13 protein-coding genes are annotated in these 14584 nt (G+C 61.1%); 6 read left to right on the top strand and 7 right to left on the bottom strand.

The annotated features are described in order from the left end of the window. Positions 1–51 precede the first annotated feature (51 nt). Positions 52–978: an AraC family transcriptional regulator gene (locus NTD89_RS22625; protein ID WP_242199943.1), complete on the bottom strand. Its 927-nt coding sequence runs from the start codon at positions 976–978 to the stop codon at positions 52–54. Between the two features lie 328 nt (positions 979–1306). Here NTD89_RS22625 and NTD89_RS22620 point away from each other — a divergent pair, with 328 nt between their 5' ends. Together NTD89_RS22620 and NTD89_RS22615 are read left to right on the top strand one after the other, a co-directional pair. Then, positions 1307–1648, top strand: coding sequence for an antibiotic biosynthesis monooxygenase family protein (locus NTD89_RS22620; protein ID WP_145165411.1), 342 nt, complete (start codon positions 1307–1309; stop codon positions 1646–1648). Positions 1649–1692: 44 nt separating this feature from the next. Beyond that, on the top strand, positions 1693–1941 hold the full coding sequence (locus NTD89_RS22615; protein ID WP_106578353.1) for a hypothetical protein: 249 nt from the start codon (positions 1693–1695) through the stop codon (positions 1939–1941). A gap of 125 nt (positions 1942–2066) precedes the next feature. Here the strand turns inward: NTD89_RS22615 and NTD89_RS22610 are convergent, their stop codons facing one another. Next, positions 2067–2699 carry a flavin reductase family protein gene (locus tag NTD89_RS22610; protein WP_242199949.1) on the bottom strand — a complete coding sequence of 211 codons (633 nt, stop codon included), beginning with the start codon at positions 2697–2699 and terminating at the stop codon, positions 2067–2069. Positions 2700–2893: 194 nt separating this feature from the next. Here NTD89_RS22610 and NTD89_RS22605 point away from each other — a divergent pair, with 194 nt between their 5' ends. Continuing rightward, positions 2894–3649 (top strand): hypothetical protein, encoded by a 756-nt coding sequence (locus NTD89_RS22605; protein WP_262209811.1) that lies wholly within the window; start codon positions 2894–2896, stop codon positions 3647–3649. Between the two features lie 122 nt (positions 3650–3771). On the opposite strand, the gene NTD89_RS22600 is transcribed toward NTD89_RS22605, so the two are convergent. The 4 genes from NTD89_RS22600 to NTD89_RS22585 all read right to left on the bottom strand — a co-directional run bounded on the left by NTD89_RS22600 (position 3772) and on the right by NTD89_RS22585 (position 10325). Next, positions 3772–5091, bottom strand: coding sequence for an MFS transporter (locus tag NTD89_RS22600; protein WP_145165403.1), 1320 nt, complete (start codon positions 5089–5091; stop codon positions 3772–3774). Positions 5092–5377: 286 nt separating this feature from the next. After that, positions 5378–6703, bottom strand: a complete 1326-nt coding sequence (locus tag NTD89_RS22595; protein ID WP_262209809.1) for a sigma-54-dependent transcriptional regulator — start codon at positions 6701–6703, stop codon at positions 5378–5380. After that, positions 6697–8463, bottom strand: a complete 1767-nt coding sequence (locus NTD89_RS22590) for an ATP-binding protein (protein WP_262209807.1) — start codon at positions 8461–8463, stop codon at positions 6697–6699. The genes NTD89_RS22595 and NTD89_RS22590 overlap by 7 nt, the downstream gene beginning before the upstream one ends. Before the next feature lie 338 nt (positions 8464–8801). Further along, a complete protein-coding gene (locus NTD89_RS22585; RefSeq protein ID WP_005790979.1) occupies positions 8802–10325 on the bottom strand; it encodes a fumarate hydratase in 1524 nt (507 codons plus the stop codon). Between the two features lie 215 nt (positions 10326–10540). Between NTD89_RS22585 and NTD89_RS22580 the strand changes: the two genes are divergently transcribed. Together NTD89_RS22580 and NTD89_RS22575 are read left to right on the top strand one after the other, a co-directional pair. Then, positions 10541–11473 carry an iron-sulfur-binding ferredoxin reductase gene (locus tag NTD89_RS22580; protein WP_262209804.1) on the top strand — a complete coding sequence of 311 codons (933 nt, stop codon included), beginning with the start codon at positions 10541–10543 and terminating at the stop codon, positions 11471–11473. 30 nt (positions 11474–11503) lie between these two features. After that, positions 11504–12253 (top strand): enoyl-CoA hydratase-related protein, encoded by a 750-nt coding sequence (locus NTD89_RS22575; protein WP_262209803.1) that lies wholly within the window; start codon positions 11504–11506, stop codon positions 12251–12253. Positions 12254–12450: 197 nt separating this feature from the next. Here NTD89_RS22575 and pyk read toward each other — a convergent pair whose 3' ends face one another. Next, on the bottom strand, positions 12451–13902 hold the full coding sequence (gene pyk / locus NTD89_RS22570; RefSeq protein ID WP_262209801.1) for a pyruvate kinase: 1452 nt from the start codon (positions 13900–13902) through the stop codon (positions 12451–12453). A gap of 175 nt (positions 13903–14077) precedes the next feature. On the opposite strand from pyk, the gene NTD89_RS22565 reads away from it, so the two are divergent. After that, on the top strand, positions 14078–14452 hold the full coding sequence (locus tag NTD89_RS22565; RefSeq protein ID WP_106578362.1) for a tetratricopeptide repeat protein: 375 nt from the start codon (positions 14078–14080) through the stop codon (positions 14450–14452). Positions 14453–14584 lie beyond the last annotated feature (132 nt).

Genomic DNA, 14584 nt, shown 5'->3' with positions numbered 1-14584 from the left:
ATCAAATGTGGGAGCAGGCAAGCCAGCTCCCCCAATGAGACTTGTGGTGGGTCAGATACTTTGGCGCATTCTGGCCAAGTCTCTCAACGGCGGCGCCCCAAACAGCCGGCTGTACTCGCGGCTGAACTGCGACGGGCTTTCATACCCCACCCGATACCCCGCCGCCGAGGCTTCCAGCCCTTCGGCAATCATCAAACGCCGCGCTTCCTGCAGGCGCAACTGCTTCTGGTATTGCAGCGGGCTCATCGCGGTAATCGCCTTGAAGCGGTGGTGCAACGTCGAGACGCTGAGGTTTACTTCGCGGGCCAGGTCATCAATACGCAGCGGCTGTTCATAGTTGCCGTTCAGCCACTTGATGGCCTGGCTCACCCGATGGCTCTGACTGTTGGCCACGGCGATTTCATACAGCCGGTAACCCTGCGGCCCACGCAGCAAGCGGTAAAGAATCTCGCGGTTGATCAACGGCGCCAGCATCGCGATGTCTTTGGGCGTATCCAGCAGGCGCGCCAGGCGCAGCACGGCGTCGAGCAATTGGGTGTCGATGCGGTCGACGTACATGCCGCGCGAAGTCGGACGCGAGGGCACGCCCATCGGCCCGGCCTCGGCGATCAGCGCCGTCAGTTGCGCCGGGTCGATATTGATGCGCACCGACAGGTTGGGATCTTCCGGCGTGGCATCGATGATCCGCCCGGCCACCGGCATCGCCACGGAGAACACCAGGTAGTTGAGCGGGTCGTAGGCGAAGATTTCGTCAGCCAGGCGTACTTCCTTGCTGCCGCTGGCGAGGATGCACAGCGCAGGTTCCACCAGCACCGGCATGAAGTCGCGCGGCGTGTTGTGGCGGTTGAGGAACAACGAGGTGATCGCCGTGCCGTAGGAGCCATCTTCCCAGGTATGCCGGTGCACGATGCTGGCGAGTTCGGCGCGCTGTTTTTCCGTCTCGGCATCGAGAGGAATGGACTTATGTTCCGACGACATGACGTGTTCTCTACAAGCTTTTTTGATGGGATCAGCTTAGCGGCGGCTTTTGAGAAAGTGTTACGTCGATCCTGCACAATCCTTGCCTGATCCTGCGATAAGTCGCGAATCAGGCAAGTGCAGTGCCTGTCATCTGCCTGAAACACTGAACATGGCCATGGAATAAACCCCCGGGGCCAAACGTCTTATCTACGCCTCTGGCAGGATTGTGCAATAAGCCGGCAGGAATTGACTAACCGCGCCCGCACCCGCGCCGTTATCTTTGATCCTGTGGCAGCACGCCCTCACAGTGCTTGCCGAGCATCACTTCTCAACGGGAGAGTCGAACATGTCCACCCCCATTCCCGCGAGCCATATGGCCTTTATCCGTGCCCGTACCGGGTGCAGCACCGAACTCGGTGCACGCTTGAGCAGTTTGATCGAACCGGGCCGTCAGGCTCAGGGTTGCCTGCAATTCTCGTTGCAGCATTCCCAAGTGGATCCCGATGTGTGGCTGGTCTGCGGCTTCTGGAGCAGCGAGCAGGCGATGAGCGCCTACTTCAACTCGCCCGCCTTGATGGTCTTTACCGAGCTGTTGAACGACATGGTGGTACGCAGCATGGACTTCCAGACCTTTACTGATGCATCCGCGGCGCATGCCTACGGCGAGTACCTGCAACTGGCCGGTTGAGAAGGTTAGAATGGCCAACTTTCCCATTGGCCAGGACCTGCAACATGGCACGTAAAGAGTTTGCCCACCACGAAGCCGTTTCCGCCTTGGTGCGTGAAGAAGAGGGTGGCTACAGCGCCGCCATCGCCGTCAAGGCACTGGATGGCATGGGCGCCCCCAGGTTTCACAAGATCCTTGAAGGCCACACGTTCAAGACCGCTGACGACGCCGACGATGCGGCTGCCGCGCAATTGCAGCGGTTGGTCGACGTGGACGAAGAAGGGCAATTGACCTGGTCACCTGCCGCTGACTAATCAACCCCACCGATCCAAATGTGGGCGCGGGCTTGCTCGCGAAGGCGCAGTGTCAGTCACCGAAAATATCGACTGATTCACCGCCTTCGCGAGCAAGCCCGCTCCCACATTTTTTTGCCTTTCACTCAGCGCTGAGTGGCGCCTGGGCGATACATCTTGAACAGTGCCTGCGGCCCCAGCTGGAAGTAATCCGCCGGGCCACCGCCGCGCAAGATCGGCTCCGCGGCGGCCGTGTCATAGATCCCATCCTTGAGCAGCCACTTGGCAATGTGCACCGCGACCACCTCGCCCAACACCAGCCAGCTCGGCACCAACTCTTTGTCGGCGCGCTGCAACTGAATAATCTGCGTCACCTTGCATTCGAACGACACCGGGCTTTCGCCCACGCGCGGCACGCCGACAATTTTCGAGGCGACTGGCGTCAGGCCGGACAGCTCGAACTCGTTGACCTCTGGCGATACCGCCGCGCAACTCTGGTTCATCTGCTCGGCCAACGGGCGAGTGGCCAGGTTCCACACAAACTCGCCGGTCTGTTCGATGTTGTTCAGGCTGTCTTTGCGCCCGACGCTGGAAAACCCAATGATCGGCGGAATGTAATTGAATGCATTGAAAAAGCTGTAGGGCGCCAGGTTCAGGCGGCCTTCGCGGTCGTGGGAAGAAATCCAGCCAATCGGCCGTGGCCCGACGATGGCATTGAACGGGTCATGGGGCAGGCCGTGGCCATTGGCGGGTTCGTAGAAGTGGATATCGTCAGACATGGGCCGGGGTTCCTGCTGCGGGGGGCTGTGAGGTAGCCATAGTGCAATCCATGACGGTGAATTTCCATTGGCCGGATGGAATTTTCATTGATTGCCCACCTATTTTTCACAGCGTCCCGTTCAGTCTGCGCGCCAGGTCGACACCCCCTATACGTCGGCCCAATGCACGACTGAGCTTCGGAGCCTTGCGCACAATGAACAAACTTCCTCAGATCACCCTGGCGTTCTGGGTCATGAAAATCTGCGCAACCACCCTGGGCGAAACCGCCGGGGATTTGTTGTCGATGACCCTGAATGTCGGCTACGCCATCAGTTCGATGATCTTGATCAGCGTGTTTCTCGTCACCCTGATGACGCAGCTCTGGTCGAAAACCTACAACCCGGTGTTGTACTGGATCGTGATTCTGTCCACGAGTACCGCCGGCACCACGATGTCGGATTTCATGGACCGCACCTTGGGTCTCGGGTACGCCACCGGCTCGATGATCCTGATCGTGATCCTGATGATCATCTTCGCGTTGTGGCACCTCAGCGGTGATTCGCTGAACGTGAACAAGGTCCAGACCTTTCGAGGCGAGCTGTTTTACTGGATGGCGATTCTGTTCTCCAACACCTTGGGCACCGCGTTGGGTGACTTCCTGGCGGACGACTTCGGGTTGGGTTTTGCCGGTGGCGCCTTGCTGATCGGCTCGGCCATTGCGGTGGTGGTAGCACTTAAATACTTCACCCAGATTTCTTCGGTGCTGTTGTTCTGGGTGGCGTTTGTGCTGACTCGGCCGTTCGGTGCGACCCTGGGCGATTTCCTCACCAAGCCCCATGAAAAGGGCGGGCTGGATTTCGGCACCATCGGTTCATCGGCGGTGTTGGCGGGCGTGTTGGTGGTAATGATTGCCGGGGCGTCGTATGCGCAGCGCCGTTACGGGCGCCGGCAGCCCGTAGAGCTGACCTGACGCTGTTTATGAAACGCTGAAGACCAAAATGTGGGAGCGGGCTTGCTCGCGAATGCGGTGGATCAGTCAGAGCAACATTGACTGACACTGCGCTTTCGCGAGCAAGCCCGCTCTCACACTGTTTAGTCCGTGGTAATCCGTGAATGCTTGCGGGTGTCTTTCATGGTCACGTAGACCACCAGCGACACCGCAATACAGGCCGTCACATACCAGTAATAGCCGGTTTCCATGCCAATGCTCTTGAACCACAGCGCGATGTATTCAGCCGTACCGCCGAAGATCGACACGGTCAGCGCATACGGCAGGCCCACGCCCAAGGCACGGATTTCCGTAGGGAACAGCTCGGCCTTCACCACCGCGTTGATCGAGGTGTAGCCGCTGACGATGATCAGTGCCGCCATGATCAGGAAAAACGCGCCCCACCAGGTCTGGATGGTGTGCAGGGTGGTAAGGATCGGCACGGTAAACAAGGTGCCGAGGATACCGAAGGCGATCAGGATCGGCCGGCGGCCAACCTTGTCCGACAGCCCGCCGACAATAGGTTGCAGGCACATGAACAGAAACAGCGTGGCCGCCGAAATGGTGGTGGAGTCGGAAATGCTCATGCCCACCGTGTTCACCAGGTATTTCTGCATGTAGGTGGTGTAGGTGTAGAACGCCAGGGTGCCGCCCATGGTCAGGCCGACCACGGTCATCAGTTCCTTGGGGTGGCGCATCAAGGTGCGCATGGCGCTTTCCTTGGCCTTTTCCTTTTTGGTGAACGACTCGGTTTCTTCCATGCCACGACGCAGGTACAGCGCGACCACTGCGCACAGGGCGCCGATGGCGAACGGGATGCGCCAGCCCCAGTCGTACAGTTGTTCGGTGGTGAGCACCTGTTGCAGCACGATCAATACTGCCAGCGCGATGAGTTGGCCGGAGATCAGCGTCACGTATTGGAAGCTGGAGAAGAAGCCGCGACGTTCCTTGGTCGCCATTTCGCTCAAGTAAGTGGCCGAGGTACCGTACTCGCCACCCACCGACAGACCTTGCAGCAGGCGGGCGAACACCAGCAGGATCGGTGCGCCGACGCCGATGGTTTCATAACCCGGGCTCAGGGCGATGATCAGTGAGCCGAAGCACATCAACAGCACCGAAGCCATCAAGGCCGCTTTGCGACCGGCACGGTCGGCATACAGCCCCATCAGCCAGCCACCGATCGGGCGCATCAGGAAGCCCACGGCGAAGATCGCGGCGGTGTTCAGCAGTTGGGCGGTGGTGTCGCCTTTCGGAAAGAAGGCTTTGGCGAAGTACAGCGAGAAGGCGGCGTAGACGTACCAGTCGTACCACTCGACCATGTTGCCGACCGAACCGCTGAAAATCGATTTGATCCGGCTGGAAGTACTGCGTTCTTTTGCCGGCGCAGCCGCCGACCCCAGAGGCAGGGAGTTGGAGTTATCCATTGAAGGATCCTTCATCTAGTTGTTTTTATGGAGCGTGCTTGAGCACTGCCTGGCTGGGGCTATAGCAGGAGCTGTGCCAGGTGGGTGAAGGCCCGGAATAGAAGGGTTACAAGATTTTATTGAGCGGAAATTTGCTGATGATTTTCAGGTGATGAGCGGAAATCCGCTTATGGCTGCTGTCCTTATCGGGGGCAAGCCCCCTCCCACATTTTGATTTGTGAACACGCTCAAGTGTGGGAGGGGGCTTGCCCCCGATAGCGGCCTGCCAGTCAACACAACGATTGGCCTAGAGAAACATCTCCCGCACCAACCCATGCCGCTGCATCTTTTCATTCAAGGTTCTGCGCGGCAGTTGCAACTCCGCCAGCACCGCCTTGATATCGCCTTTATGCCGGGTCAACGCGGCCTTCAAGCAATGAGCCTCGAACGCCTCCTGCTGCGCCGCCAGGGATTGCCCGGCCTCGACGCCTTCCGGTTCCGGGTCGCCAAGCCCCAGCACCTGGCGCTCGGCGACGTTGGCCAGTTCACGCACATTACCCGGCCAATCATGGCTGAGCAGCCGCCCCAGTTGCGCGCCGCTCAAGGGCTCGGCGCTGCGGCCCAGGCGCTCGGCGGCGCTGTGGGCAAAGTGGTCGAACAGTAGCGGAATGTCTTCACGGCGCTCGCGCAGAGGTGGCAGGCGCAGTTGTGCGACGTTCAGTCGGTAGGCCAAATCTTCGCGAAAACGCCCGGCGCGCGCCTCTTCCAGCAGGTCCGGCTTGGTGGCGGCAATGATGCGCAAGTCCACGTGAATGCTTTGGTTGGAGCCCAGTCGCTCGAGCTTTTGTTCCTGCAATACGCGCAGCAACTTCACCTGCTGGGCCAGCGGCATGCTTTCGATTTCATCCAGGAACAGCGTGCCGCCATGGGCATATTCCAGCTTGCCGATACGCTTGCCTTGGGCTCCGGTGAACGCGCCACTTTCGTGGCCGAACAATTCGGCCTCAAACAGCTGCTCGGGGATGGCGGCGCAGTTGAGCGCGACAAACGGCTTTTTTGCGCGCGGGCCAAAATCGTGCAGGCAGCGCGCGACCAGCTCTTTACCGCTGCCGGTCTCGCCACGGATCAACACATTGACCGGCAGGTTCGCCAGATCCAGGACCTGGCGTCGCAGGTTCTGCAAGCCTCGGGACACGCCCAGCAGGCTCGATTCGAGCTGCGCGCGATGGTCGGCCTGTTGATGCAGACGACGGTTTTCCAGGATCAGCCTGCGTTTGTCCAGGGCACGGCGCAGGCTGTTGAGCAAGGCGTCGGGGCTGAAGGGCTTTTCCAGAAAGTCATAGGCGCCGTCGCGCATCGCTTCCACCGCCATCGGCACATCGCCGTGGCCGGTGAGCAGAATCACCGGCAAATCGGCATCCCGGCGTTGCACTTCGGCCAGCAGTTCCAGGCCGCTGAGCCCGGGCATGCGCACATCGCTCAAGATCACCCCGGCAAAGTCCCTGGGCAGGTGCGCCAGGCATTCCTCGGCGCGGCTGAACAACTGCACGTCAAACCCTGACAGGCTCAACCACTGTTCGACGGCCGTGCGAATGCTGGCTTCGTCATCGACCACAATCACGGCGTTCAACATAGGTCGGGCGTCTCCAGCGCAATCGGTAAGGTCAAGGTGAATATTGCGCCGTCGCCACGGTTGCCGGCGAGCAGGCGCCCGCCCAGTTCATGCACGATAGCGTAGGACACCGCCAGCCCGAGGCCGAGGCCGTCTCCGACGGGTTTGGTGGTAAAGAACGGGTCGAACACGTTGCTCAAGTGTTCCTCTGCAATGCCGCCGCCGCTGTCGCTGACGGTCAGTCGCCATAACTGCTGGTCGGCGTGCAGGCGGATCTCCAGGCGCTTGCGTGGCTTGTCGGCCATCGCATCCAAAGCGTTGCGCAGCAGGTTGATCAACACCTGCTCCAGGCGGATGGCATCACCGCGAACCCACGCGGGGCGGGCCAAGTCCAGCACCACGCCGATGGCTTCCTCGCGCAGGCGCGCGTCGAGCAAGTGCAGGGATTGGTCGACGACGGTGGCCAGGTCGAGCTTTTCGCGCAAGCCGCTGGGGCTTTTGCGCGCGAAGGTCTTGAGGTGGCCGGTGAGTGCGGCCATGCGCGTGAGCATGTCGTCCAGCGGTGTGAGCGCTTGGTAGGCATCGTCCACGCGGCCGTGGTCCAGCAGCAGGCGCAGAGTCGCCAACTGCATGCGTTGGGCGGTCAGCGGCTGGTTGATTTCATGGGCGAGTGCGGCGGACATCTGGCCCAGTGCCGCCAGTTTGGCCGATTGCACCAAGCCATCCTGGGCCGTGCGCAGCTCCTGGGTGCGCTCCTCCACAAGCTGTTCCAACTCTTCGCGGCTGCGCTGGCGCAGGCGGGCCAGGCGCCAGCGTTGGGTCAGGAACAGCACCAGAAACACCAGCGCCAGCCACGAGCCAGCAGCGGCCAGGCCGGCGTTGCGCTGATCCTCAAAGGCGAACTGCGGTTTGCGCAGCAGGTGCAGGGTCCAGCCTTCGGCCTTCAGTGGCAAGGATTCCCAGATGTAGTTGGCATTGCCGTCAGGGCCATTGACGCGCATCAGGTGGCTGTTTTCGTCGAAGCGCTGCAGCGTCTGGGTTTGCAGCGGCTGCAATTGCTTTTTATCGTATTGGCGCTTGGCCTTGAGTTCGGCAAGGTCGCTGGCCGACAGCGGCCGCAGGTTGCGATAACGCCAGCCCGGCTGGTTGGCGATAAACACGATGCCGCGCGCGTCGCTGACCAGCAGCAGGTCATTGCCCTGGGCCCACTCACGTTCAAGTTCGGAGAGTTCGAGCTTCACGACCATGGCGCCGAGAAACTGCTCATGTTCATCGACCACCGCGCTGGAGAGGAAGTAACCCGGAATGCCGGTGGTTACGCCGACCGCATAAAAACGCCCGGTGCCTTGGCTCAAGGTCTGGCTGAAATAGGGGCGAAAGGCGTAGTTGTGGCCGACATAACTGCTCGGCAAGTTCCAGTTACTGGCGGCCACGGCCAGGCCGTTGCGGTCCATCAGTTCCAGGGTTGAGGACTGTGCTGCGCCGTTGATGCGCTCCAGTTTGCGGTTGAGCAGGTCTTGGGTGGTGGCGTCGAGCGGGCCTTTCAAGGCGCTGATCATTTCCGAATCCAGCGCCAGTACGGCGGGCAGGGCGCGGTAGCGTTCGATCAGGGTGTGCAGGGAATTGCCATAGAGCGTGAGCTGTTGATTGGCGCGGGCGGCGTCATCCACCAAGGCTTGGCGTTCGGCATGGCGAGTGGCCAAGGCAGCGGCCAGCACCGCTCCGGCGATGATCAACAGGGAATAGAAGGTCAGGCGCAGGGGGCGTGGGATCGCGATCATACGGTGATGAACAGGCACGGTAAGGGGTGAGCACCATAGCATGCACGCCGTTCAGTTTGTGGCGAGCGGGCTTGTTGTGGCGAGCGGGCTTGCCCCGCGTAGGGGGGGCGAAGCCGCCCTAAAAACTGCCCCCGCGATAGGCCTGGCACACTGCGGTGGCCTTATTGGGGCGGCTTCGCCACCCAACGCGGGGCAAGCCCGCTCGCCACAACCAATCCCTCTAGCCACAACATGCCCACCAGCCGCAACAGACCCCACTGGCCCAAAGGAATGAGCAAGCCATAAAAAAGGCGACTGGGCCATGGGCCGCAGTCGCCTTTATCCTCGCAGTGAAGTGCTTACTGCACTTCTACCGCCAGGCTTTCACTGATCTTTTTCTGCCAGATGGCAGGACCGGTGATGTGTACGGATTCGCCCTTGCTGTCCACCGCAACGGTGACCGGCATGTCCTTCACGTCGAACTCGTAGATCGCTTCCATGCCCAGTTCGGCGAACGCGACTACGCGCGACTTCTTGATGGCTTGCGCCACCAGGTACGCCGCACCGCCCACAGCCATCAAGTACACGGCTTTGTGGTCCTTGATCGCTTCGATGGCGGTCGGGCCGCGCTCGGATTTGCCGATCATGCCCAGCAGGCCGGTCTGCTCGAGGATCTGACGGGTGAACTTGTCCATCCGCGTGGCGGTGGTCGGGCCAGCCGGGCCAACCACTTCTTCGCGCACCGGATCAACCGGGCCGACGTAGTAGATGAAGCGACCCTTGAGGTCTACCGGCAGGGTTTCGCCCTTGTTCAGCATCTCGACCATGCGCTTGTGCGCCGCGTCGCGGCCAGTGAGCATCTTGCCGTTGAGCAACACGGTTTCGCCCGGTTTCCAGCTTTGCACTTCTTCCGGGGTCAGCGTGTCGAGGTTGACGCGGCGGGCCGATGGGCCGGCTTCCCAGACGATTTCCGGGTAGGCGTCCAGCGATGGCGCTTCCAGCGACGCCGGGCCCGAACCGTCGAGCACGAAGTGTGCGTGACGGGTGGCGGCGCAGTTGGGGATCATGCACACCGGCAGCGAGGCGGCGTGGGTCGGGTAGTCCATGATTTTCACGTCGAGCACGGTGGTCAGGCCACCCAGGCCCTGGGCGCCGATGCCCAGTTGGTTGACCTTCTCGAACAGCTCCAGGCGCATCTCTTCGATACGGTTCTGCGGGCCGCGCTTTTTCAGCTCGTGGATGTCGATGGATTCCATCAACACTTCCTTGGCCATGACCGCAGCTTTCTCGGCGGTGCCGCCGATGCCGATGCCCAGCATGCCCGGTGGGCACCAGCCGGCGCCCATGGTCGGAACGGTCTTGAGCACCCAGTCGACGATCGAGTCGGACGGGTTGAGCATGGCCATTTTCGACTTGTTCTCGGAACCGCCGCCCTTGGCTGCCACGTCCACTTCCACGGTGTTACCCGGGACGATGGAGTAGTGGATCACGGCCGGGGTGTTGTCCTTGGTGTTTTTACGCGCACCTGCCGGGTCGGCGAGGATCGATGCACGCAGGACGTTTTCCGGCAGGTTGTAGGCGCGACGCACGCCCTCGTTGATCATGTCGTCCAGGCCCATGGTGGCGCCATCCCAACGTACGTCCATGCCCACGCGCACGAACACGGTGACGATACCGGTGTCCTGGCAGATCGGGCGATGGCCGGTGGCGCACATGCGCGAGTTGATCAGGATCTGCGCAATGGAGTCACGGGCTGCCGGCGATTCTTCGCGCAGGTAGGCTTCGTGCATCGCCTGGATGAAGTCAACGGGGTGGTAGTAGGAAATGAATTGCAGGGCGTCGGCAACGCTCTGAATCAGGTCGTCTTGCTTGATCACGGTCATGAGTCGCGCTCCTCTATAAGGGAACATTCAATAAAGGTGGCTCAGTGGGGTACATCGGTCGGCTGAGTCCACCTTTCCAAGGCACGCCGTAGGTGCAGGCGCGACGCTAAAAAGGCGCGGCAGTATAACCCGGCGCGGTGGCCGATACACCCGACTATGGTCAAACTGTCGCAGGCATGATTCCCTGTGCGCGCCTCTTCTGATTGAGACCTTATATGCCTGAACTGCACGTCGGCGAACGCCACTGGTCGGTAGCCACCGGCAGCAACTTGCTGGATGCCCTGAATCTGGCGGGTGTGGCCGTGCCTTACAGTTGTCGGGCGGGCAGTTGCCATGCGTGCCTGGTGCGCTGCCAGGGTGCGGTCGAGGACAAACAACCCGACGCCTTGAGCCCGGCGCAACGTCAGCAGGGGTGGCGTTTGGCGTGCCAATGCCAGGTTGTCGGGGACGTGCAAGTCGAAACGTTCGACCCGCTGCGTGACGGTTTGCCCGCCAAGGTGGTGGGCGTCGACTGGTTGAATGCGAGTGTGTTGCGCCTGCGCTTGCAACCGGAGCGTGGCCTGCGTTATCGCGCCGGGCAGCATCTGGTGGTGTGGGCGGGACAGGTGGCGCGGCCCTATTCCCTGGCGAGCTTGCCTCAGGAAGATCCCTTCCTGGAGTTTCACCTCGATTGCCGTCAGCCCGGTGAATTCATAAATATTGCCCGCCAGTTGCAAGTGGGAGACGACCTGCGCCTGGGCGAGTTGAGGGGCGGGGCGCTGCAATACGATCCCGACTGGCATTCGCGGCCGCTATGGCTACTGGCCGCCGGCACCGGGCTTGGGCCGTTATGGGGCGTGCTGCGCGAGGCGTTGCGCCAGGATCATCAGGGCGCTATCCGTGTGATTCACCTGGCTCATGATGCCGACGCGCATTACCTGGCCGAGCCCCTGGCGCAGTTGGCTTTGCAGCATCCGAACGTGACCGTGGAGCTGTGGACTGCGGCTGAGTTGACCCAGGCATTGGCGCAACTGCGGCTTGTTTCGCGGCAAACTCTGGCCTTACTCTGCGGGCACCCTGTCAGCGTCGAGGCGTTTTCCAAGCGCTTGTTCCTGGCCGGTCTGCCGCGCAATCAACTGCTGGCCGATGTGTTTGTGCCCCGTGGTTGAGCGCTGATTTCTACAGCCGCGAGATCCACCATGACCGACGCCATCCTGCTGCAACGCGAACGCGGGCTGCTGACCTTGCAGCTCAACCGCCCGGACAAGAAAAACGCCCTGACCCGCGCCATGTACACGCAATTGGCTCACGCGTTGGAGCAGGCCGATGCGGACCCAGACATCCGTGCCGTGCTGATTCAGGGCAGCCGTGAGTGTTTTACCGCCGGTAATGACATCGGCGATTTCCTTGAACAGCCGCCCAGCGACCTCGACAGCCCGCCGTTTCACTTTATGAAAAGCCTGCTCAATTGCCGCAAGCCAGTGATCGCCGCTGTGGCCGGCGCGGCGGTGGGCATCGGCACGACCCTGCTGCTGCATTGCGACCTGGTCTATATCAGCCGCGACGCGCGCTTGCGCATGCCATTCGTCAACCTTGGGCTGTGTCCGGAGTTTGGCTCAAGCCTGATCCTGCCGCGATTGCTCGGGCATGCCAAGGCGGCTGAGCTGTTGCTGCTGGGCGAGGGATTCACCGGTGAGCAGGCGGCCGCGTGGGGCATTGCCACGCAGGCGTTGAGCAGCGGTGAAGCGGCGCTGGCCAAGGCGCGGGAAGTGGCTGAACGTTTTGAGGCGCTGGCGCCGGGCGCGGTGCAAGTCAGCAAACACTTGATGAAAAGTGTGGATCGCGAGCAGTTGCGCCAAGTGATTGAAGAGGAGGGGGCTTTGTTTACGCAGCGGTTGAAATCGCCGGAGGCGATTGCGGCGTTGTCGGCTTTTGTCACCAGGCGCTAGATTTTTGTCGATTGTTCTGACGTCTTCGCGAGCAAGCTCGCTCCCACATTCGAGCGTGTTTCTTCAGGGTGTGTGCGGTCAAATGTGGGAGCGGGCTTGCTCGCGAAGAGGCCAGTGACGCCAACACAACCGCCAGCCTGACATGCAAAAAGCCCCGCCATTCACATGGCGGGGCTTTTTGCATGTCAGGCTGTCACTCAGACCATTGGGTCGCCAACGTGCAGGATCTTCATGCCGTTGGTGCCACCGATGGTGTGGTAGCTGTCGCCCTTGGTCAGGATGACCCAGTCGCCTTTCTCCACAACGCCGCGCTTGATCAGCTCGTCGATGGCAGCCTGGCTGACTTCATGCGGCGGCAACGAGGCCGGGTCGAACGGCACGGTGTACACGCCACGGAACATCGCTGCGCGAGCCTGGGTGTCACGGTGCGGGGAGAACGCGTAGATCGGCACCGAGGAACGGATGCGCGACATGATCAACGGCGTGTAGCCACTTTCGGTCAAGGCGATGATCGCTTTAACGCCCGGGAAGTGGTTGGCAGTGTACATGGCTGCCAGGGCGATGCTCTGGTCGCAGCTTTCGAACACTTTGCCGATGCGGTGGCTGGAGGTCTTGCTGGTCGGGTGCTTTTCGGCACCGACGCAGATCCGCGCCATGGCCTGTACGGCTTCCAACGGGTACGGGCCGGCAGCACTTTCAGCCGAGAGCATCACGGCGTCGGTGTAGTCGAGCACGGCGTTGGCTACGTCGGACACTTCGGCGCGGGTTGGCATCGGGTTCTGGATCATCGACTCCATCATCTGGGTCGCCACGATCACCGCTTTGTTATGGCGGCGGGCGTGCAGGATGATCTTTTTCTGGATGCCGATCAGCTCGGCGTCACCGATTTCCACGCCCAGGTCGCCACGCGCAACCATTACAGCGTCGGAAGCCTTGATCAGGCCGTCGAGGGTTTCGTCATCGGCAACGGCTTCGGCGCGTTCGATCTTCGCTACCAGCCAGGCAGTACCGCCGGCTTCGTCGCGCAGTTTACGGGCGTACTCCATGTCGGCAGCGTCGCGCGGGAAGGACACGGCGAGGTAGTCCACTTCCATTTCTGCGGCGAGCTTGATGTCGGCTTTGTCTTTTTCAGTCAGCGCCGGCGCCGTCAGGCCACCGCCGCGACGGTTGATGCCTTTGTGGTCGGACAGCGGGCCACCGATGATCACGGTGCAGTGCAGTTCGGTCGGGGTGGCGGTGTCGACGCGCATGACCACGCGGCCATCGTCCAGCAGCAGCTCGTCGCCGACGCCGCAGTCCTTGACCAGATCCGGGTAGTCGATACCCACGACTTGCTGGTTGCCTTCGGTCAGCGAATGGCTGGTGGAGAAGGTGAACTTGTCACCGATCTTCAGCTCGATACGCTTGTTGGCGAATTTGGCGATACGGATTTTCGGGCCTTGCAGGTCACCCAGCAGCGCCACGAAGCGGCCGTGCTTGGCGGCCAGGTCACGCACCAGCTTGGCGCGAGCCTTGTGCTCGTCCGGGGTGCCGTGGGAGAAGTTCAGACGGGCAACGTCCAAACCAGCCAGAATCAGCTGTTCGAGGACTTCCGGCGAGTTACTGGCCGGGCCAAGGGTGGCGACGATTTTGGTACGACGGACGGACATGCACAGACTCCTGAGTTCAAGCGCTGGAGAAGGCTACTATGCTCTTTCGTTGTAGTCATTGTTCGTTTGCACTACTTATCGACGATTGGCTTGTTTTTGCAGCGGTTGAATAGACGAACATCCTTGAAGATTTTCGACGAGGGGTCGATACACTGCTCAAGACAGGAGAACCCCCATGCGAATTTTGCTCGTTGCTGCCCTGGCCGTCAGTGTTGTCGGCTGTACCCGCTGGTCGATGGACCACCATTTGAACAACGCTTACCGTGCCTATGGGGTGGGTGATTGCGAGCGCGTCACGCTGGAATTGTCCCAGGTTGACCGCGAGAGCCGCACCCGTCGCTACGTGCAACCGGAGGTCTCGATGTTGCGCGGCCAATGCCTGGAGCGGCAGAAATTGTTCGTGGATGCCGTCCAGACCTACCAATTCATCATCAGCCAGTACCCGACAAGTGAGTACGCCTACCGTGCGCGAGCCAGGCTCGACACCCTGCAGCAGTTGGGGCATTACCCCGGCGCCAGTGCTGCACAGACACGGCCGGCGTCGTTGTAATGATATTTGTCATGCTATAGCTGGCCCGTCGCCAGTCTTGAGCTATCCTTTGGGTGTTCGTTTGTACAAGTTTCTATTCGAACGAATGCGAGGCCCGGATTCGGCAGTTGTTTAGTGACCATAGCGACGTCT

Source organism: Pseudomonas sp. 14P_5.3_Bac1 (assembly GCF_025466135.1).
Classification (GTDB): domain Bacteria; phylum Pseudomonadota; class Gammaproteobacteria; order Pseudomonadales; family Pseudomonadaceae; genus Aquipseudomonas.
This window is presented reverse-complemented; position numbering and strand designations above follow the sequence as displayed.